12 protein-coding genes and 1 tRNA gene are annotated in these 21,347 nt (G+C 74.8%); 4 read left to right on the plus strand and 9 right to left on the minus strand.

Going from position 1 to position 21,347, the window contains the following annotated elements:
- The first annotated feature begins 151 nt into the window (after positions 1-151).
- The gene (locus tag HTZ77_RS04010; protein WP_235994314.1) at positions 152-1,642 is read left to right on the plus strand and encodes a vWA domain-containing protein; all 1,491 of its coding nucleotides are present in this window, start codon (positions 152-154) and stop codon (positions 1,640-1,642) included.
- Between the two features lie 82 nt (positions 1,643-1,724).
- Positions 1,725-1,797, plus strand: a tRNA-Ala gene (locus HTZ77_RS04015).
- 85 nt (positions 1,798-1,882) lie between these two features.
- Here the strand turns inward: HTZ77_RS04015 and HTZ77_RS04020 are convergent.
- Entirely contained in the window at positions 1,883-7,858 is a 5,976-nt protein-coding gene (locus HTZ77_RS04020) for a DNRLRE domain-containing protein (RefSeq protein WP_175588068.1), read from the minus strand.
- Between the two features lie 260 nt (positions 7,859-8,118).
- Here HTZ77_RS04020 and HTZ77_RS04025 point away from each other — a divergent pair, with 260 nt between their 5' ends.
- Positions 8,119-9,051, plus strand: a complete 933-nt coding sequence (locus tag HTZ77_RS04025; RefSeq protein WP_175588069.1) for a GNAT family N-acetyltransferase — start codon at positions 8,119-8,121, stop codon at positions 9,049-9,051.
- Between the two features lie 125 nt (positions 9,052-9,176).
- The gene (locus tag HTZ77_RS04030) at positions 9,177-9,878 is read left to right on the plus strand and encodes a hemerythrin domain-containing protein (RefSeq protein ID WP_175588070.1); all 702 of its coding nucleotides are present in this window, start codon (positions 9,177-9,179) and stop codon (positions 9,876-9,878) included.
- Here the strand turns inward: HTZ77_RS04030 and HTZ77_RS04035 are convergent.
- The 8 genes from HTZ77_RS04035 to HTZ77_RS04070 all read right to left on the minus strand — a co-directional run bounded on the left by HTZ77_RS04035 (position 9,863) and on the right by HTZ77_RS04070 (position 21,346).
- Positions 9,863-13,276: a BTAD domain-containing putative transcriptional regulator gene (locus HTZ77_RS04035; RefSeq protein WP_175588071.1), complete on the minus strand. Its 3,414-nt coding sequence runs from the start codon at positions 13,274-13,276 to the stop codon at positions 9,863-9,865. The two genes, HTZ77_RS04030 and HTZ77_RS04035, sit on opposite strands and share 16 nt — an antisense overlap.
- Positions 13,277-13,454: 178 nt before the next feature.
- Positions 13,455-15,296 (minus strand): ABC transporter ATP-binding protein, encoded by a 1,842-nt coding sequence (locus HTZ77_RS04040; protein WP_328808405.1) that lies wholly within the window; start codon positions 15,294-15,296, stop codon positions 13,455-13,457.
- On the minus strand, positions 15,293-15,802 hold the full coding sequence (locus tag HTZ77_RS04045; RefSeq protein ID WP_175588072.1) for a thioredoxin domain-containing protein: 510 nt from the start codon (positions 15,800-15,802) through the stop codon (positions 15,293-15,295). The genes HTZ77_RS04040 and HTZ77_RS04045 overlap by 4 nt, the downstream gene beginning before the upstream one ends.
- 101 nt (positions 15,803-15,903) lie before the next feature.
- Positions 15,904-16,095, minus strand: coding sequence for a hypothetical protein (locus HTZ77_RS04050; RefSeq protein WP_175588073.1), 192 nt, complete (start codon positions 16,093-16,095; stop codon positions 15,904-15,906).
- Positions 16,096-16,173: 78 nt separating this feature from the next.
- Positions 16,174-19,203, minus strand: coding sequence for an AfsR/SARP family transcriptional regulator (locus HTZ77_RS04055; protein ID WP_175588074.1), 3,030 nt, complete (start codon positions 19,201-19,203; stop codon positions 16,174-16,176).
- A gap of 45 nt (positions 19,204-19,248) precedes the next feature.
- On the minus strand, positions 19,249-19,710 hold the full coding sequence (gene lepB, locus HTZ77_RS04060; RefSeq protein WP_175588075.1) for a signal peptidase I: 462 nt from the start codon (positions 19,708-19,710) through the stop codon (positions 19,249-19,251).
- A gap of 82 nt (positions 19,711-19,792) precedes the next feature.
- Positions 19,793-20,245 carry a LysR substrate-binding domain-containing protein gene (locus HTZ77_RS04065; RefSeq protein ID WP_175588076.1) on the minus strand — a complete coding sequence of 151 codons (453 nt, stop codon included), beginning with the start codon at positions 20,243-20,245 and terminating at the stop codon, positions 19,793-19,795.
- A 213-nt stretch (positions 20,246-20,458) separates the two neighbouring features.
- Positions 20,459-21,346 carry an aldo/keto reductase gene (locus HTZ77_RS04070; RefSeq protein ID WP_175588077.1) on the minus strand — a complete coding sequence of 296 codons (888 nt, stop codon included), beginning with the start codon at positions 21,344-21,346 and terminating at the stop codon, positions 20,459-20,461.
- Between the last annotated feature and the right edge of the window lies 1 nt (position 21,347).

Genomic DNA, 21,347 nt, shown 5'->3' on the forward strand with positions numbered 1-21,347 from the left:
GACGGAGTGATCCGGGCGATCACGCCCCGGTCGCGGTTCGCGCTCGCTTGGATCACTCGCCCGGCCACGCGGTGACGGAAACCGTCGATACGCGTGGAGGTGGTAAGCAGTGAAATTACGCCCTTTGGCGGCAGGTGCCGGACTTGTCGCATTGCTTGCTCTCGCGGCCTGCGGAGGCGGGCCCGGGGGCTCCACCGAGAGCTCCGCCGACCGCGCCGCGCCCGCCAGGACCGAGGCCGGCCGGCCCGTCCCCGCCCAGCCCCGCGCCACCCGGCGCGCGCGGCCCGAGGCAAAGGCCAGACGGGAGACGGCCGCCGACGCCGAGCAGGACGCCGCCCGCGACGCCGCCGAGGCGCAGATCTCGACGTTCGCCCTGGACGTCGACACGGCCTCGTACTCCTACGCCCGCCGCGCCCTCGGCGAGGGACGCTGGCCCGAACCCGCCCGGATCCGGCCCGAGGAGTTCGTCAACTCCTTCGGTCAGGACTACGCCGAGCCCGCCGGCGACGGCTTCACCGTCCACGTCGACGGGGCGCGCATGCCCGGCTCCGACACGGCCGTCGTCCGCGTGGGCCTGCGCACGCGCGGCTCCGACGCCGCCGCCCGCCGCCCCGCCGACCTCACCTTCGTGGTGGACGTCTCGGGGTCGATGGCCGAGACCGGCCGGCTCGACCTGGTCAAGGAGTCCCTGCACACGCTGATCGACCAGCTCGCCCCGGGCGATCGGGTGTCGGTCGTCGCGTTCAGCGACACGGCCGAGACCCTCGTCCCGATGACGCCGCTCACCGCCCGGCCCGACCTGCACGCAGCCGTGGACCGGCTCGCCGTCCAGGGCGGCACGAACCTGGAGGCCGGGCTGGTGACCGGGTACCAGCAGGCGTCCGCGGCGTTCCGCCCCGCCGCCACCAACCGTGTCGTCCTGCTGTCCGACGGCCTGGCCAACCAGGGCGCCACCGCCTGGCAGGCCATCCTCGACCGGGTCAAGGAGTACGCGGGCCGGCAGGTCACGCTGCTCACGGTCGGCGTCGGCCGCGACTACGGCGACGAGCTGATGGAACAGCTCGCCGACAACGGCGACGGCGCCGCCGTGTACGTCAGCACCCGGGAGGAGGCCGCGAAGGTCTTCGCCGAGCGGCTGCCCACCACCATCGAGCTGCGCGCCCGCGACGCCAAGGCGCAGGTCGCCTTCAACCCGTCGGTCGTGGAGAGCCAGCAGCTCCTCGGCTACGACAACCGGGTCATGCCGGCCGACGGATTCCGCGACGACACGCGCGACGGCGGCGAGATCGGCCCCGGCCACGCCGTGACGGCCCTCTACAGCGTCCGCCTCAGGCCGGGCGCCACGGGCCAGCTCGCCCAGGCCACCGTGCGCTGGCAGGCCCCGGACACGCGCGCCCCGGCGGAGGCGAGCCGGTCGGTGGACGTGGACGCCCTGGCCCCGTCGATCTGGGACAAGGCGCCGGTCAGGCTCCAGGTGGACGTGGTGGCCGCCGCCTTCGCCGTGTTCATGCGGGACAGGCAGGCGTTCGGGCTGGACCTGCCGGTGCTGGGGGAGCACGCCAGGCGGCTGGCGGAGAGCGCGGAGGACCCGATGGTGTCCGAACTGGCCCGCCTCATCGACCGGGCCCGCGCCGTCGGGTGAGGTCGCCGGAGCGGTCCCGGGCCGCCGATCGCCGACCGTGCTCGGCGGCCCGGGAAGTCCGATACACTGGTGCACGCAGCACGGGGCTATGGCGCAGTTGGTAGCGCGCCTCCATGGCATGGAGGAGGTCTGGGGTTCGAATCCCCATAGCTCCACAGGAGAGAAATCCCGCCCGATCGGTCTGATCGGGCGGGATTTCGCGTTTTCCGGGGTGCTCGGATCGTCAGTCACCCATGGGCGTCACCGGTGGGTGCGGCGCCACCAGTGCCGCCACCGCCAGCTCCCGCGGCCGATCCCGTAGAGCGCGCCGGACAGGCCGCCGATCGCGCTGTTCTCCCAGTACGCCCTGGCGCAGCCGCTCAAGGTGCGCCTGCGCAGACAGCTGTAGGTGCCGAAGCCCACGCCGACGATGAAGGATCCCCGGCTGACCCAGCGCCGGCCGCTGCTCGCCCACCGGTGGACGAAACCGCCCCAGCCCCGGCCGGTGTTCCAGCCGTACCGGAACGACCGGTAGTGGACCTTGGCCCGGCGCCACACGTGCCTGGCCTTGTGGCGGAGCTTGCGGCACCAGCCGCAGCCCCACTGGCCGTCCAGGTCGGTGCAGTTGACCGGGTCGCCCGAGCAGTACTCGTAGGCGTTGGCGCTGCCGCCCGGCACCGGGTCGAGCTGCAGGAACCGGCCCAGCGACGGGTTGTAGAGCCGCACGCCCATGAGCATCGTGCCGTCCAGGGTGTCGGCGGCGCGCTGCTTGCCGCCCAGCCAGCCGTACCTGCGGGCCGGACCGCGTGCCACCCCGTACTCGTCGGCGTCCACGACGGCGGCGGTCGCGGTGCCGAGCGTGTACTCGGTGCCGACGTCGCCGTGCAGCGTGGTCAGCTGCAGGCGGGTGTCGCCGCTCGCGCCGGTGACGGCCGCCAGGTCGCCGTCGAAGCCGGAGACGTTCCTGAGCACCTTGCCGCCGGGCTCGGCGCTCCAGCGCGGCGAGTCGCCGTCGGAGCCGTAGTGGTTGACGACGGTGCCCGTCGCGGCGGCGGTGGACCTGAACCGGTCGGCCGGGTCCAGCGACCAGGTCATCGTCCCGCCGCCCACGCTCTGCCGGCGGGCCAGGTCGTTGACGTGGTAGTCGAACGTCGTCCCGCCCGGCAGGGCGGTCGTCCGGCCGAGCGCGTCATAGCGGTAGCCGTCGCCCGTCAGCCGGTCCCCGGAGTCGTAGGCGTAGGAGGTGATCGTCGCCGCGGCGTCGTCGGCCTCCGGGCACGTGCCCTCCTGGGACTGGGTGGCCAGGCGGGTCCGGTTGGAGTTGTCGTCGAAGCCGTAGCGGCGCAGCGTGCACACGCCGGCCGCCGACTCCCTGGCGGAGGTCAGGCGGCCCGCCCTGTCGTAGCCGTAGGCCCGCTCGTACCCGGCGTCGCCGCGCGCGTCGGCGGCCCACTGGCCGTGCACCGACTCGGTGACCTGCTCGCTCAGCACGGGCTGGTCCAGCCCGTCCTTGGTGTAGACGCGCGCGACGTCGGTGCCGGTCTCGTCGTCGGTCACGCTCACGTGCAGGCCGCCGGGCAGGTCGCCGGAGGCGAACTCGCCGTCGGCGTCGTACCGGGCGGTGAAGGTGCCCGCCACCGAGTCCGTCATCGTCACGGCCAGGCCACGCGGCTCGACCGCGGTGTCGTAGCCGTAGGTGACGGTGGACGGCGCGGAGTCGGTCACCTTGGCGGTCCGGTCGAGCAGGTCGTACTCGGTCCTGGTCACCCCGCCGTCGGCGTCGGTGTACGACATCCGCCGGCCGAGCCGGTCATGGGCCGTGACGATCCGCTCGGTGATGTCGCCCGCGGCGTCGAGGCGCTGCTGCTCGGCCACCTCGCCGGAGTCGGGCGCGTACACCGTGGCCACGGCGCCCAGCGCCTCGCCGACGCCGCCGGTGATCCACTGGCGGATCCGGCGTCCCGCCGGGTCGTAGGCGGTGTTGGTGACGCGGGTGACGCCGTTGGCGGTCTCGGAGACCGTCAGCGGGTTGCCGTAGCGGTCGTAGGTGGTGAGGGCGGTGGGCAGTTCGTCGGGGTTGTCGCCGCCTCCGGTGATCTTCCCGGCGGGCGCCGTCCGGCACACCAGTCCCGCCCACGCCGGCTTGCCGCCGCACGGCGCGCCGCCGGAGGCGGTGTAGTACGTGGTGATCGTGGTGGCCGCGTCGTTGCCCTTGGGCAGCACGGTCTTGACGGGGTTGCCGTCGCCGTCGTACGACGTGGCCGTCACCAGGTTCAGCCCGCCGGGGTCCTTGACGGTCTTGAGGGGCTTGCCGAGCGCCCAGTCGTACTCGGTGGCGGTCACCCGCTTGTCCCGGTCCTCGCCGCTGAGCAGGCGCGCGCTCACCTCGGTCCTGGTCACCAGGTCCTTGGTGGGCGCGTCGCCGGGACGCCCCTGGTCGTAGGCGTTGACGGTGTGCTCCATGGCCGCCGTGCCCTCGCCGCCCACCGACACGACGTGCAGCGGACCCAGGGTCTCCAGCTCCCGGGTGCCGCCGTCGTCGTACGTCGAACGCCTGGACAGCAGCTCGGCCCGTTCGGCCGTGGGCAGCCCGGACAGGCCGAGCTCGGCCAGGCGCGGCGAGGTGCCGAGCGCCAGCTCGCGGTTGCCCTCCGACAGCTCGCGCACGACGTTGCCGAACTTGTCGTGCTCGGTGGCCGACAGGTGACCGCCCGGCGTGAGCTGGTTCACCTGCCGCCCGTTGGCGTCGAGGTAGGTGACGGTCGCTCTGGTCCAGGAGCGGCCGTCAGGGATCTGGTCGCCGGGGAAGACGGCGGTGGCGTCGGTGGGGTTGTCGTGCTGCCCCCACGCCGCGGTGTGCTGCGGCCGCAGGTCGGCCGGTCCGCCGGCGGCCTTGTCCAGCGGCACGTTGTAGACGATGGAGGTGCGGTTCTCGCCCTCCGCCCGGTCGGCCGTGCCCGGCTTGAGCCCCTGCCTGACCGCGCTGGTCAGCCTGCCGTCGGCGTCGTGGACGAACGTCCACGGGAGCTGTCCCGGCGGGGTGAGCGAGGTGAGGCGGCCGCCGGCGTCGTAGCCGTAAGCCGTCTTGAGCGCCGGCGCGACGCGCGGGTCCCACGACTGGGCCAGGCGGCCGGCGCCGTCGTAGGCGTACTGCGCGACGGCCACGGGGGCGCCGGAGTCGTGGAACAGCACCTGCTTGACCCGGCCCGCGTAGTCGCCGCCGCCGGTCTGCGTGGCGTACACGAGCTCCAGCACCCGGCAGCCGGGCTTGGGCGAGGGGAGCGCGCAGTCCGCACCCGGGTCGGACACCGCGCTGGTGGGCGCGATGACCGCCTTGAGCCGCTGGGCGCCGCTCGCGGCCTCGTAGACGTAGCGGGTGATGTTGTTCGCGCCGGGCGGGGTGGTCGTGGCCGGCAGGTACGACGTCGCGCCCGCGGGCTTGGTGAACGTGGTGACCACGCCGTCGGCGTCCTTGAGCGTGTAGGAGCCGGTCAGCGTCAGGTCCTCGGCGCCCTCCTCCGGCTTCCAGCCGTCGCCGGTCCTGGTGAACTGGATGGGCGTCCCGTCCACCAGCGTGACCTCGACGGAGCTGGCGGAGGTCTCGCGCAGCGCCGCGTACTCGGAGTCGGCGACGTCCGACACGCCGCCCGCCGACCACTCGGGACCGAACGGGGACGCCTGGGAGGCGATCCTGGTGCCGGCCTTGGGGTCACGCGAGGAGATCGTCCTCGACAGGGCCAGGCCGAACAGCTCGGCCTCGCTCTCCTCCACCCGGAAATCGCCGGTCAGCAGGTTGACGCTGCCCGGCCCCACGTTCCGCGTCTCGGCCCCCGATGCCTGCCGGTCCGCGACCACGTCGGCGGCCGGCGTGCCCGCCGAGTCCGAGGCGCTGGCGAACACGGCGCGGACCTGGACGGCGCCGTCGCCGCCGAGCTGGTCGACCAGGTTCCAGGTCAGCCCCGACACCGTCGCGGTGCCGTCGGCTACCGTCGCCGCGACCGGCCAGGCCGTCAACGGCTTGCCGTCGGCGCCGAGCACCTGGGCGACGGGGATGTCGGCCCAGCCGTCGGTCGACGCGCGCCGCCACTGGAAGGTCACCCGGTCGTACTCGCCGCGCCCGGTCGCGGCCAGCTCGGCGCGGCGGGCCGTACGTGTGCCGTCGGCCGGCGCGGCCAGCGCGCCCGCCCCGACGTTGAAGCGGTACGTCACCGCTTCCGAGGCGTTGCCCGCCCGGTCCAGCGCGTACACCGTCAGCGTGTGCGGCCCCGCGGCCTGCGGGGTCACCGTGAACGTGACGGCCGCGCCGGTCGTGGCCGCCGTGGCCGTGTCGCCGTCGTCGAGCCGGTAGGCGATCTTGACGACGTCGGAGTCGGCCGGCGTGGCGGTGAACGAGGCCGGCTCGCCGGCGTCGCCGTGCCACCCGGAGTCCGGGTGGGAGCCGCTGGTCAGCCTGGGCGCGGGCGGCCGCCTGGTGTCGACGGTGAACTGCCGGGACAGCACCTGCTTGGAGTCCAGCGAGCCGTCGTTGGTCCAGCCCTTGAGCGTGTAGGTGCGCCCGTCGGCCAGCTTGCCGGCCGGCATCGCGGCGTCCGAGAAGCCGCCGGAGGCCACGTAGGCGCCGTACAGGCCGGTGACGACCGCGGTGCCGCCGTCGTACACCTCGAACTTGGCGCGCACGTTGCCGCCGTCGGCGTCACCGACGTGGGCGAACAGCTGCGGCGTCACCGTGTTGGTGGCGAGGACGCCGTTCACCTCGCTGTTCGGGCTGGTCCAGACGGAGGTCGGCGTGCTCGGGTAGGAGTTGTAGGTCACCGCGACGTACGGCGTGTGCGAGGCCGCGTTGCCGGAGTTGAACCGCTTCCATCCGTACGGGTCGGACTCGTCCGAGGCGCGCAGCCCCATGCCGGACTTGGCCCAGCCCTTGTCCGCCCAGTACTGGGCCAGCGACGTGACGTTGGCGGTGACCCAGCCGTCGGCGCAGCCGGAGCCGAAGCCCTTGGTCTGGCTGGAGGTGGCGTACTTGGCCGCCATGGCGGGGCCGGGGTAGCGGCTGGAGGTGGAGGCCTGGTCGGCGGACCACACCTCCCAGTTCTTGGCCGTGCACGACCAGGAGTGGAAGTTCCACAGGTTCAGCGTGGCGGAGAGGATCTTCCGCCCGGCCAGGCCGGAGGTGTTCCAGGTGATGAACGACTTGGCGATCTGCCCGCTGCCGTTGTTGCCGAGCTTGAGCTCTTCGGAGGCGGAATTGTCGGTGTTGTAGCCCTGCTGCACGAACGTGTCGAACGCCTCGCCCACGTTGAGCGACGGATCGACGGTGACCGGGTAGGCGGTGGCGGGGTCGTTCAGGAAGGCCGGGTCGGGCGTGAGCACGAGGTCCTTGCCCGACACCTCCATCTTCACCGGCGCGCGATGCGGGTGCTCGCCGGAGGACTGGTCCACCCGCGCGTCCCACATCACGGGCGCGGGCACGGTCGCGGCGACCTTGCCGCCCTTGCCCACGAGCTCGACGCCGCCGTCCTTGGCCTGGCGGGCCTTGAGCCCGGGGGCGTCCAGCCGGAGCCGGTAGGACAGCGGGGCGGCGGGCCGCTGCTTGAGCAGCAGGAACTGCTCGGCGCCCGTCCTGGTCGCGGTGACCGTCAGGTCGGCGCCGGGCAGCACGCCGGGGTAGGTGACGGTCTGGTCCGACACCTGCGGTGACGGGAGCGCTCCCATCCACCGCAGGGTCACGCGGGCGTCCCCGGCGGTCACGCTGATCAGGTCGGTCCCGGCGGCCGCGGCCTGCCTGGCGCCGCTCGCGCCGCCGCCGATGCGCAGCGCCCTGCCGTGCGATCTGGGGGTCACCGTGCCGTCGCCGGCCGCCGTGAGCGCGAGGTCGACGGGCTTCCAGCCGGCGCCGTCGCGCACCCGGACCGGCCCGGCGAACATCTCCTCGGTGAGGGAGCCGTCGGGGTTGGCGTAGGTGGAGGAGGTCTCGGTACGTGCCGCTTCGATCTCGACCCGCTTGCCGGTGAGCCGGGCGGTGAGCCTGGCCGAACTCTCGTCGGGCGCACTGGGCCCGGCCGGAGCGGTGGAGGGGTCGGGCGGCGCGGCGGCCGCGGGTGAGGGTTGGGGGGAGGGGGTGTCCGCGTACGCCGTGGGGATGTCGGCGACGCTCATGGCCAGTGTCGCGGACAGTACGGCCGCGATGGCCCGGTCCGCCGGGGTCGTCCGACGGACGCGGGCGCGGTTCAATGCCACTCTTGGATCTCCGATTCGCGCACCTCTGACGAGGTATGACCATCGTTGCGGCCTGATCGTAAAAGCCTTGATCAACAGGTGGAACGGGCGGCGAAGATCGTTAAGCTACTCGCCAGTCAGCGTTCATGTTCGGCGACGGGGTGGTACGGGGCGCTCACCCCCGTCACATCCCGCGCTCGCCCAAGTCGCGCCCGAGTCGCCTCCACGACACTCTTGGGGCCCGACACCCAGGGCGCCGCAGCAGCACCTGAGAGGAGCCCATGGTGGCCATCGAGTGGACCGCGCTGTCCCCCGCCGACCTGCCGGCGATCACCGATCTCGCCCGGCGGTGCGCGGCCCGCGACGGAGGGCTCCCGGCGGCCACGTCCCCGCCGTTCCTGGAGCGCAGGTACGCCACGGGGACGGCGGTGGGCGCGTTCGCCGAGGGCCGCCTGGTCGCCTGCGGGGCGGTGCGGGCCGTGGGCGGCGCGTCGGCGGCGACCGGCCTGGTGGACCCGGCCCACCGGGGCCGCGGCCTCGGATCCGGCCTGCTCGACCGGCTGATCGGCGCCGCCGACCGGCTGGTCGAGGGGCCCGTCCGGCCGGTCGAGGGGTCCGGTCGGCTGGTCGAGGGGCCCGTCCGGCTGGTCGGGAGTCCGGTACGGCTGGAGACGGAGTCGCTGACGCCGGAGGCCCACGCGCTCTTCCTCTCGCGCGGATTCCGGCAGACGTTCGCCGAGGACGTCCACCGGCGCGACCTGACCCGCCCGTTCCCGGCCGCCCCCTTGCCGCCGGAGCTGGAGACGGCGGAATGGTCCGAGCGGACCGAAGAGGCGTTCCACGCGGCCTACTCCGCGTCCTTCGCCGACCGTCCTCGCTTCCCCGGCTGGTCGCGGGAGGAGTGGGTGAGCTGGCTGGTGGACGACGAGTTCCTGCCCGGCTGCTCGCTGGTGGCCCGCGAGAGGGACGGGACCGTCGCCGGTTTCGTGGCGTGCGCGGAAGGCTTCCTCGTCCAGGTCGGCGCCGTGCCCGGATGGCGGCGGCGGGGCCTGGCGAGGGCTCTGGCGGTCGCCGCGCTCGACCGCGTGCGCGCACGCGGCGCGACGGAGGTCTTCCTGGACGTCAACGTCGACAACCCCGCCTCGGCCGGCCTCTTCCGCGGCCTCGGATTCGAGGTGGTCGCCCGGCGGGCCCGCTACGAGCGGCCGGCCTGACCCCGGGGCGCCGGACGACGGGCACTTGAGCCGCTCTTGTCGCTGATCCTCCAGAACGGCCCAAGAGCGGGAGGCCACGATGGCGCCGTCCCTCCACGACGAAGACGACGAGAAGGAGCACCGCCATGCGAACCGCCGCACACCCGCACGTGCCGCAGATCATGCTGCCCGGTCAGGCCGCCGCCGCGCCCGGGCCGCTCGACATGAGCAACATGTATCTGGCGCACTTCGGGTTCCGCCGCGACCTCGGCCACCTGATCACCGCGGTCGGCCGGGTCCGCCTCGACGACCGCCGGCGCGTCACCGCCCTGCGCGAGCACCACGCGTGGGTGCTGTTCGTGCTGCACCACCACCACACCGCCGAGGACGAGACGGTCTGGCCGCTCCTGCGGGAGCGGGCGCCGGAGTCGATCGGCGTGATCGACGCGCTGGAGGCCGAGCACGAGTCCTGCGACCGCTGGCTGCGCGAGAGCAGCGAGGCCTTCCAGGCGTTCGAGGAGGGCCCGTCCGAGCCGGGACGCGAGCGGCTCATGACCGCCCTGCGCGCGCTGGCCGACACCCTCGGCGCGCACCTGGCGCACGAGGAGACCGACGGGATCCCGCTGATGATGGCCCACATCACCCCGGAGGAGGACGCGGAGATGCACAAGACGATCACGAAGGAGTACGGCTTCCGCCGGCTCGTCAAGCTGCTCGGCTGGATCACCGCCGAGCTGCCGCCCGACGTCGAGGCCCACCTGCGCAGGACGGCGCCCAAGCCGATGCTGCTGCTCAGCAGCCTGGCCGGTGGCCGCTACCGGAGGCGCGCGGCCTACCTGTGGGGGTGAGCCGCCTGGGCCTGTGCCGCCTGGGCCTGTGCTGCCTGGGGGTGGGTCGTCCGGGGGTGGGCCAGCTCGCGCTCCACCCTCTCGGCGCGCTCCGCGTGCCGCCGCGCCGTCCCGGTGTCGCCCAGCGCCTCGGCCAATTGCGCCAGCGACCGGCTGACCGGCCACAGCGGCAGGCTCAGCCCGGAGACCCCCATCCGGTCGGCGTACGGCGACGCCTCCTCGTACAGGGCGGCGCAGGCCGTCCGGTCGCCCAGCGCCGCCCAGACCTCGCAGCGGACGACCAGCCAGAACAGGTAGACGAAGGTGCGGGGGATCGGCGGCTGGCGCTCCCACGGCCCGAGCGCCCGCTGCGCCTCCTCCAACCGGCCGCTGACCACCAGGTAGTGGGCGTACCCGTCCAGGTTGAACTGATCGAGCTGATCGTGCGTGATGTCCTGCGGCGGCTGCACCGCGTCCGCTCTCCCGTGGCGCAGGCGCATGAGCGCGATGTGGTACGTGGCGCCCGCCGTGCTCGACTCCACCCCCCACATCGAGGTGGCCCGCTGCTCGGCGACGGTGGCCGCGAGCAGCGACTCGGCCTCATCCAGGTCGCCGCGGTTGGCGAGCACGCCGAACCGCAGCCAGTTCAGCATGATGCGCAGGTACGGCATGTGCGTGCGGCCGATGAGCCGCTCCGCCTCGGCCAGCACGTCCAGGGCCTCCCGAATCCGGCACAGCTCCAGCAGCGTGCCGCTCTGGCAGGTGAGCCCGATCGTGCGCAGCTCGTGGTCGCCCGCCTCCGACCCGGCGCGGGCCATCTCCTCGGCCGCCTCCAGCCGCTGGTGCGCCGAGTCCGGGTCGAGCAGCGCGTAGAAGCGGGCGAACAGCACGCGGCCCAGCAGCGTCGCGTCGTTCTCCTGGCGGGCCAGCCGCACCGCCTCGGCGCTCCACCGGTCCCGCTCCGCCGGGGCCCGCCCCGGCTGGTAGTACGTCTGGAGCGCCAGGCAGGCCAGCACCCGGGCCCGGGCGGACGGCTCCAGTCCCTCGTCGGCGGCCAGCTCCTCCAGGTCCGCCACCAGGTCGGCGTCGTGGTCGCCGTAGACCCTCCAGGGTTGCAGGATGCGCCCGCCGTACCCGGTCGCGGCCTCGATCCAGCGCCGCCGGTCGCCCGCCTGCTTGGCCAGGCGGCGGATCCGCGTCAGCTCGGCCTCCTGCCCCACCGAGTCGCCCGCGCCGAACCTGGCCTCGGCCAGGGCGAACAGCAGGTCCATCAGCTCGGTCTCGCCCAGTTCAGGGTCGTCCACGGCCAGCCGCTCGGCCCGCTCCAGCAGCTCCACGGCCACGTCGTACGCGCGCAGCCGCTTGGCCTCCTCGGCGGCCCGCCACGCCGCCCGCCAGGCCCGCGCGGTGTGGCCCGCGGGAACGGCCTCGAACCAGTGGTGCGCGGCGGCGGCCAGCCGGTCGGAGGCCGGGCCGCCGGTACGCGACTCGATCGCGGCGGCTACGCCGGCGTGCAGCCGGGCCCGGCGCAGCACCGGCACCACCTCGGTGAGCGCCTCCTGCACCAGCGCGTGCACGAACAGGAACCGCCCGGGCCGCCCCTCCGCGACCAGCTGGGCGGCCATGGCCGGTTCCAGCCGGTCCAGCGCCGCGTCCAGGTCGAGCCCGGCGGCCTCGGCCACGATCGCCACGTCGAACTCCCGCCCGGCCACCGCCGCCACCCGCAGCAGCGCGGCGGACGGCTCCGGCAGCCGGTTCACCCGGCCGAGCACGACGTCCCGCACGCCCAGCGGCAGCGCGCCACGGCCCGGCGATCCGGCTCCGAGGTAGCGCATCAGCTCCGTGACGAAGAACGGGTTGCCGTTCGTGCGGTCCCGGAGCGCGGACACGTCCGTGCCCGCCGGGGTCAGCTCGGCCAGGTCGGAGGCCGAGAGGCCGGACAGCGGCAGCCGGACCGCCTGCCGGCGCGCCAGCGCCTCGAACGCCTCGGCCAGCGCGCCCTCCGGCGGCGGCCAGTCGCGGGCCGTCCCGACCAGGGCCAGCCTGCCGTCCTGCACCTGCCCGGCCAGGTAGCCGAGCAGCCGCAGCGAGGACCGGTCCGCCCAGTGCAGGTCGTCCAGCACCACCAGCACCGGCCGCCGGCTCGCGGTCAGCGCCCGCGCCGCCGCCTCGTACGTGCGGAACCGCGCGCCCTCGGGATCGGTCTCGGTCGCGGAGCCGACTCCGGGCAGGTCGGCGCGCACCTCGGCGGGCAGCGGCGGCAGCGTGTCGGCCAGCCGCTCCAGCACCGTGACCCACGGCCAGAACGCCGGCGCGCCCTCCGTGGCCGCGCACCGCCCCACCGCGACCGTGAAACCCCTGGCCCGGGCCCGGCTCACCAGTTCCTCGGCCAGCCGCGTCTTGCCGATGCCCGGCTCTCCCGTGATCAGCGAGAAGCCGGGACGGCCCGCGGCCGCCGCCTCCAGCAGCCCGTCCAGCGCGGCCAGCTCCTCCTTCCGGCCCGTGATCCCCGCCCCGGTCCCGCCCGCTCCCGCCTCGACCGCGCCCGGTCCGACCGCCGCCGCTCCGGTTCCGGCCGCGCCCGCCCCGACCGCGCCCGGCCGGTCTGATCGGAGTGGGGTTGATCGGTGCTCGGCGGGTGGCGGCTCGAGCGGCCGGCGGTGGGGGAGCAGCGCGGGGGATCGGCCGAGGATGTCCCGTTCCAGCAGGCGCAGTTCCTCGCCCGGGTCGATGCCGAGCTCCTCGGCCAGGATCCGGCGTGCCGTGCGCAACGTCTCCAGAGCCTCGCCCTGGCGGCCGCCGCGGTAGAGCGCCAGCGCCCGCAGCGCCCACAGCCGCTCGCGCAGCGGGTGCTCGTACGTCAGCGCCTCCAGCTCGCCGAGCAGCTCGTCGTGGCGCTCCTGCCGGATGACCGCGCCGACCCGCAGCTCGCGGGCCCGCTCCCGGGCCTCGGTGAGCCGCGCCCTGGCCGCGGCCGCGTACGCCTGATCGTCCAGGTCCTGGTACGGCTCGCCCCGCCACAGCGCCAGCGCCTCGTCCGCCAGCCGCTCCGCCTCGGCCGGCTCCGCCGCCTGCTCGGCCTGCCCCACCAGGCGCAGGAAACGCGTCGCGTCCACCTGCTCCGGGTCGATCGCCAGCGTGTAGCCCACCGGCCCGAACGTCAGCAGGCTCCGCGCCCTGGCCCGGCGTCCGGGCTCCAGCAGGCGGCGCAGGTTGGACACGTACGAGTGCAGCGACGCCTGCGCCTCGGCGGGCGGCTCCTCGCCCCACAACCGGTCGATCAGCGCGGCCGGGGCCACCGGCCGGCCCTCGGCCAGCACCAGCGCGCTCACCATCGCCCGCAGCTTCGCCGAGCCGACCTGACACGGCCGCCCGTCGTCGCCGGCGATCTCCAGCGGGCCCAGCACCCGGATGTCCACAGCCCTACCGCTCCCAAGAAGTCGCCTGATAGTACGACAGGCGAGCGGGAGTGGTCCTCCTGACGCGGAGCGGGGCTACCTGTACACCGGGGCTACCTGTACACCTTGGTCCGCCCGGACGTCCCGGGATGGACGATGACGAGGAACGCCTGCCGGGCGTGGCCGGAGCCGGGTCGCGTCAGCCGATTCCGGCGTCCTCGCGGTAGCCGCTGGCCTGGGTCTCGAAGAGGTGGGCGTAGCGGCCCGAGAGGGACATCAGGTCGTCGTGCGTGCCGCGCTCGACGATGCGGCCGTCGCCCAGCACGACGATCAGGTCGGCGTCGCGGACCGCGCCCAGGCGGTGCGAGACCAGCAGGCTGGTGCTGCCCGAACGGTGCTCGCGCAGCCGCCGGTGCACCTCGTACTCGGCCTGCGCGTCCAGGCCGGAGCTGGGCTCGTCGAGGATCAGCAGGTCGCGGCCCTCGCGCACCAGGGCCCGGGCCAGCGCCAGGCGCTGCCACTGGCCGCCGGAGAGCATCACCCCGGCCCGCGGATCCTCGTCGTCCTCGGGGCCGAAGAAGACGCGGCTCAGCATGGTGTCGTAGCCGCGCGGGAGCGCCTCCACGATGTCGTGGGCGCCGGCGGCCCGGGCGGCCGTCTCCACCCGCCCGCGATCCGTCAGGGCCGTGACCTCGCCGACGCCGATGTTCTCGGCCGCGGTCAGGTCGTAGCTCATGTAGTCCTGGAACAGCACCCCCATGCGGGCGCGCAGCTCGGCCGGCGGCACGTCGCGGAGGTCGACGCCGTCCCAGAGGATCGACCCCCGGCACGGGTCGTAGAAGCGGCACAGCAGCTTGATCAGCGTGCTCTTGCCGGCGCCGTTGAGACCGACCAGCGCCACCGACGAGCCGTGCGGGATCGTCAGGTCCACGCCCCGCAGCACCCACGGGTGGCTCTCGTCGTAGCGGAACCACACGTCGCGCAGCTCGACGCCGCGCCGCAACGGCGCCAGCGCCGCCGGCCGGCCGGGGGTCGGCAGGTCGTCGGCGAGGGACATCACCCGCTCGTGGTGGCCGAACAGCAGCAGCGCCTGGTTCGCGCCGGCCGCGTTCTCCACGGTGGCGATCAGGGCGGCCTGCGCCCCGGCCACCGCGGCGGCGAACGCGGTCACGTCGCCGGCCGTCAACCGTCCCGACAGCGCCGCGTACGCGGCCCAGGCCAGGCCCGCGCCGCTGACCACGGCCGACAGGGCGGCCAGCGACGTCTGCGTCAGCGCCTCACGCCGGTCGAGCCGCCGATCGCCGCCCTGGATGCGCACCAGCTCGCCCAGCACCCGGTCCTTGAGGAAGCCGCCGAGCCCGAACAGCCGGACCTCCTTGGCGGCCTGCACGTCGGTGATCAGCGAGGAGTAGAAGATCTGCCGCCGCGCCGCCGCCGACTGCCCCGCGATCATCGCGACCCGGCGCTTCTCCAGCGACATGCGGGCCACCAGGGTGGGGACCGCGGCCACGGCCACCAGCCCGGCCATGAGCGGGCTCAGCAGCGTGAGCGCGCCGAGCAGCCCGGCCAGGGCGATGACGTTGCGCCCCAGGTCGAACAGGCCCGAGGTCACGGGGCCCATCGCGCCGCCCGTGGCCTGCGCGGCCATGCGCAGCTCGTCCAGGAAGAGGGGGTTCTCGAACCGCGACAGGCCCTGGAACCGGTTCACCGTGGTGTAGAGGCGATCCTGGAGCAGCAGGTCGAGCCGGCGGTCCGACTCGGCCCGCAGGTAGCCCGTGAGGTGCGGCAGCGTCCCCGCCGCGAGCCCCAGCGCGACGAGTGCGGCGACGGGGACGAGGATGTGATCGGCCCGGCCGGAGGTCAGGCCGTCGACGAGCAGCTTGGTGGCCCACACCGTGCCGGTGGGCAGCAGCCCGGACACGACGGTGGTCGCGAGCTGGGACACCGCCAGCACGGGACCGGCCCGCCAGCACAGCAGCCCGAGCGCCGCCGCACGCCGCAACCGCCCCTGACCGGGCGGGCTCCCGTCCGCCCCGGTCACGCCGGGTGCGCCCGGTGGGTCACCAGGCCGGTCAGCTCCGTGTCCGCCGCCACGACCACGCCCTCCGCCCCCGTACGCAGGAACGTCGGGAACGCGCTGATGCCGACCGCGTCCGCGATCCGCAGCGCGTCGTCACCCGTGACGACCTTGGCCACGCCGCTCATGAGCTCCACGAGGTCGTCCGCCTTGCCGGGATCGCCGGAGACGACCGCCAGGGCGCCGCCGTCCTCGTCACGGGCCGCCGCCACGAACTGCGGCGCCTTCTCGTGACACGTGTCGCAGTCGACGTCGAAGAAGCCCACGAGCCGGGGTCCGGCCGCGTCCCGCGGCAGCTCGCGTCCGACCAGGACCCGGGGGTCGTACACCATGGGCGCCATCCCTCCGCCGGCCAGGCGCTGCAGCTCGGCGGTGTGCTCGCGCAGCCGCCGCAGGACGCCCGTCATGAGCACCAGGTTCAGCAGGCAGAGGAGGCCGACGAGCACGACGGCGGCGATCAGGAAAGCCATGAGGTGACCTCACATCAGGGGGGGTGACAGCTCCATCGGGCCGGGCGCGGCACGGGTCCGGCGGGCGGTGGGGGACCGACGCCGGACCCGTGCCTGTCGGCTCAGGGCCCGCAGGTCCTGAAGACGTAGCAGGAGCCGCAGTACGTCTTGCCGCCGCTGAGCATGCAGATCTTCCGGAAGTCGGAGCGCTCCCGGCAGTAGCAGTGCACGTAGTACTCGTAGGCTGCCGCGGACGTCTTCGGCACCAGCTTCTCGAGAATCCGGTCGCCGAGCCTGCCCAGGACGTTGGACATGGATCCACGCTCCTTTCTGTCACGATGCGGTCGGCCGAAAAGCTATTTGGGGGACATACAGCGGCCCATACAGGTGCGCTACAACCGGGCCGTGAGCAGCCGCTCCAGGGCGGGATCGCGGCGCAGGCCCCGGTCGGCGAACAGCTCGCCGGCCCGGCGCGCGTCGGCCTCGGCGCGCGGGTCCGCCAGGGCCGAGCGGGCCCGGGCGAGCTGCCGCGCCCCGGCCGCCTGCCCGTACGCGTCGCCGATCCGGGCGGTCAGCTCCAGGACGCGCACCAGGTCCGCCTCGGCCGCGGCCGGGTCGCCCTGGCGCAGCAGCATCTCGGACCTGGCCAGCCGCGCCTCCCACTCGTCCTCGCGGTTACCGGTCTCCCCGCAGCGGGCCAGCGCCTCCTCCAGCGCGGTCAGCGCCCGCTCGCGCTGGTCCAGCAGCCCGTACGCGCGCCCGAGCGCCGCCAGCGTGATGCTCTCGCCGTACAGGTCGCCGTCGGCCCGGCGGACGGCCAGGCAGCGCTCGAACCGGCGGGCCGCCTCGGCGTGCCTGCCCAGCCGGAGCAGCACCTCGCCCAGGTTGTGGCCGACCAGCCCGACCCGGCTGGAGCCGTGAGCCTCCAGCAGCCGCAGGCTCGCGGTGATGTGGTCCAAGGCCGAGCCGAGGTCGCCGGTCTGCATGCTGAGCCAGCCGAGGTTGTGCAGCGCCAGCCCCTCGGCCTCGCGATCGCCCACCTCGCGCCAGAGGTCCAGCGCGCGGCTCATGAGGTCACGCGCCTCCTCCGCGCGGCCGGCCCGCCACTCCAGCAGCCCGAGGGTCACGAGCGTGGCCGCCTCCGCGGGCCGGTCGCCGTCGCGCCGCGCCACGCCGATCGCCAGGCGGGAGAGGGTCTCCAGCTCCCGCCAGTGGCCGCCCTTCATGGCCACGGCCTTGACCAGCGGCATCAGCTCGGTGACGAACCGCGCGACGTCCGGCTCGCCGCGCGCGGCCTGCGCCGCGGCCGCCACCAGGCAGCGCAGCTCCGTGTCGAGCCAGCGCACGGCCGCGGCGGGGCCGGGCAGCAGCGGCCTGGCGTCGCGTCCGCCTCCGGACAGTGGCCTGGTGTCACGCCCGGAGGCGGACAGTGGCCTGGTGTCACGCCCGCCGCTCCCGCGCCGCCCGCCGCCGTCCCGCAGGTGCGGTTGCAGCAGGTCGCGCATCTCGCGGCAGAGGCCGAGGTACGCGTCGAGGGCGCGGCGCAGCGCCCGGTCCCGGTCCTTCGGCCGGTCGTGGGCCGCGGACAGCTCGGCGGCGAACAGCCGCAGCAGGTCATGGACGCGATACCGCCCCTCGGCCACCGGCTCCAGCAGCCGTGCCTCGGCCAGCTCGTCCAGCGCCGCCTCGGCCTCCCTGAGCCCGGTGCCGGCCAGCGCGGCGGCCAGCTCCACGCCCATCTCCGGCACCTCCAGCACCCCGAACCGGCGGAACGTGGCCTGGGCGGCGCTCATCAGCGTGTCGTAGCCGACCTCGAAGCAGGAGCGCAGGCTCAGACCCGACGCCCGCAGCTCGTCCAGCCGGTCGCGGTGGTCGCGCAGCCGTTCGCCGAAGCGGGTCAGGGACCAGTCGGGGCGGGCGGCCAGGCGCGCCCCGGCGATGCGCGTCGCGAGGGGGTGGCGGCCGCACCAGCGGGCGATCTCGGCCGCCGCCCCGGGCTCCGCGGTCACGCGGTGCTCTCCGGCCAGCGCCGTCAGCATGGACACGCAGTCGGCCTCGCTCAGCAGCCCCACGGCGACGGGGACGGCGTCCATGGTGGTCAGCGCCGCCCGGCTGGTGACCAGGACCGCGCAGCCCGGGTCCGCCGGGAGCAGCGGCGCCACCTGGGACGCGCCCACGGCGTTGTCGAGCACGACCAGGACCCGCCGGCCCGCCAGCGACGACTGGTAGAGGGCCGCCGCCTCGGCCGCCGACGCCGGGACCTCGTCCGGGGGCACGCCGAGGGCGCGCAGGAAGCGGCCCAGCGCCTCGGCCGGGCTCAGGGGCGGCAGGCCGGGGGAGGAGCCCTGGAGGTCCACGTAGAGCTGGCCGTCGGGGTACCGGCCGGCGACGGCGTGGGCGGCGCGCAGCGCGAGCGCCGACTTGCCCATCCCGCCGGGGCCGTGCAGCGCGAGCACCGCGGGGCCGCCGCCGGGCCCGGGTTCGGCGGTCAGGACGGCCCGCAGGCGGGCCAGCTCCGCCGTACGGCCGACGAAGACCTGAGGGGCGAGGGGGAGCTGGCGCGGCCCGCGCTCACCGCGCCCGCACGTGACCGCCCCGCGCTCACCCGGCCCGCACGTGACCGCCCCGCGCTCACCAGGCCCGCACGTGACCGCCCCGCGCTCACCCGGCGCGGGCTCGACCGGCGGGGCCAGCAGGCCCGCGTCGCGGCGCAGCACCGCCTGCTGCAGACGCAGCAGGTCCGGCCCCGGGTCGATGCCCAGCTCCTCCGCCAGCACCCGGCGGGCCACGGCGAACGCCTCCAGCGCCCCCACCACGTCACCGCTGCGGTACAGCGCCACCATGAGCTGCCCGTGCAGCCGCTCACGCAGCGGGTACTGCGCGACGACCTCGCGCAGCCGTCCGACCGCCTCCGGGTAGCGGCCGAGCAGGAGCTGGATCTCGGTGTGCTCCTCCACCACGCTCAGGTAGCGGTCGCTGAGCCGGGCCACCACCTCCCGCAGGCTCGGCCCGAGCGGCACGTCCTCGGCGGCCATCCCCTCCCACAGCGACAGCGCCCGGCTGTAGGCGTCCAGCGCGGCCCCGAGGTCACGGCGGGCCAGCGCCCGGCCGCCGTGCCCGGACAGCTCCTCGAACTGGAACAGGTCGAACTCCTCCGGCTCCACCCGCAGCAGGTAGCCGGCCTCCGAGGTCACCAGCCGCTCGGCCGCGGGGTCGGCGGAGGGGGGCAGCAGCTTGCGCAGCTGCGTGAGGTACGTGCGCAGGTTCGCCACGGCGGAGCGCGGCGGGTGGTCGTCCCAGACCTCCGTCACCAGGGACCGCACCGGGACGACGTGACCGGCCCGCGCCAGCAGCATGGCGAGGACGGTGCGCTGCTTGGGCGCCGTGATCCTCACCGCCGAGCCGCCGGCCTGGATCCGCATCGGGCCAAGAAGTCGGAACTTCACGGACGTGCCCTCCGCTCCGGCCTAGAGGGACGACCCGCCCAACCGGCGCAACGCGACCCCGAGCAGCCTGTCGGCGTGGAAGAAGCCGCGCTGCCGGGAGTCGAAGCTGCGCTCGTTGTCGCCGAAGACCACGAGCGCGCCGGCGGGCACCCGCTCGACGTCCCCCTCCACGGGCACGTCGGGAGGGACGGGGTCGCCGGGTAAGGCCACGGCCCGCTTGATGTTCCAGCGCCGGCCGTCCGGACCGGGCGGGCCGGGCAGGATGCGCCCGGTGGGGTCCGGCGTCGGCTCCAGCACCACGACGTCGCCCCTGGACACCTGCTCCAACCGCCGCCGCCGCACCAGGATGCGGTCGCCGTCGTTGAGCGTCGGGGCCATGCTGACCCCGTCCACGGTGACCACCACGTAACGCCGGCGGGCCAGCAGGACTCCCACGACCGCCACGGCAACACCGGCGAGCAACCCGCCGCTGATCAGGTTCATCGCGCTCTTCCCTGGTCGGGACCGAAGGTTGATCTTTGTCAGGAACGATCTCCGTTGCGCCACGACGCTGTCAAGGGAGAGCTCAGGCGGGCAGGCCAGGGCCGGTGGCGGCGGTCAGATGGGCCAGCAGCGCGCCCGCGGCGGGGTTGGCGGGGGCCGGGGAGCGGCCGGCGAGGACCACGGTCCTCGGCGGGTCGGGCTGGCGGATCCGCACGCTGGGCAGCCCGGCCCACGCGGCGACCTGCCGCGGGACGATGGCCACGCCGAGGCCGGCGCGCACCAGGTCGGCCAGGAGCCGCATCTGGGTGACCTCGCAGGTGATGTGCCGGTGCAGCCCGCATCCGGCGGCCAGGCGGTGCACGCTGGTCTCCAGCCCCGTGCCCGCGCGGAAGTCCACGAACGGCTCGGCGACCAGGTCGGACAGCAGCACGCGACCCGCTCCCGCCAGCCGGTGGCCGGGCGCGGTCATGAGCACCAGCTCCTCCTCCCAGACGGCGAAGGCGGTCAGCCCCTCGGGCAGGGCGGAGTCGTCCATGGTCAGGTAGGCGAGGTCGATCTCGCGGGCCAGCAGGGCGCCGCCCGCGCCCGCTTGTGCTTGCTCGCCTTGGCGCTGCCCAGCGCGCGTTCCAGAACCAGTTGCACCATCTCGCCGAGAATGTCCACGACAATCACCCCTGAGACGCCGGTACGGCGGCGCGTCCCCGCCATACAGAAAGAGCCGGGGGACACACCGCCAGATACAGTGCCGTCAGATGAGGCGGGCGAGCTCCGCGTGCGTCAGCGTGAGGGCCGCGGCGGCGGCCGAGTCGCGGATCGTCTCCGGACGGCTGGCCCCCGGGATCGGGATGACCACCGGCGAGCGGGCCAGCAGCCACGCCAGCGCGACCCGCTGCGGGCTGACGCCGCGCTCGGCCGCGATCTCGTGGAAGGCGGCCATGCGCGGGTCGCGCCCCTGCCCTGAGGGGCCGTCCAGGGAGCTGCGCGACAGGCCGCCGAGCGGGCTCCAGGGCAGGAACGCCAGCCCGAGCCGCTCGCACAGCTCCAGCTCGGGCTCGCTGTCGCGCACCGCCGGGGAGTAGCGGTTCTGCACCGAGACCAGGCCGTCGCCGAGGATGTCGCGGGCCTGGAGGATCTGGGCGGTGTCCACGTTCGACAGCCCCGCCGTGCGGATCTTGCCCGCGTCGAGGAGGTCGCGCAGCGCGCCGACGGACTCGGCCCAGGGCACGGCCGGGTCCGGCTTGTGCAGCTGGTACAGGCCGATGGCGTCCACGCCGAGCCGCCGCAGCGACCCCTCGCAGGCCCGCCTCAGGTGCTCGGGCGTGCCCGTGACGGTCCACGAGCCGTCGCCGGGCCGCCCGCGGCCGCCCTTCGTGGCGACCAGCACCGCGTCGCGGTCGCCGCCGTACGAGGCGAGCGCCCGGGCGACCAGCTCCTCGTTGTGGCCGGTCTCGCCCGCGTGCCAGTGGTACGAGTCCGCGGTGTCGACGAGCGTGACGCCCGCGTCGAGGGCGGCGTGGACGGTGGCCACGGCCCGCTCCTCGCCGGGGCGGCCCTCGATGGACAGCGGCATGGCGCCGAGGCCGACGGCGCCGACCTGCACGGAGCCGAGGCGGCGGGTCAGGGATGAGGTGCGCATG

The sequence above is a fragment of the Nonomuraea montanisoli genome, assembly GCF_013363975.1.
Classification (GTDB): domain Bacteria; phylum Actinomycetota; class Actinomycetes; order Streptosporangiales; family Streptosporangiaceae; genus Nonomuraea; species Nonomuraea montanisoli.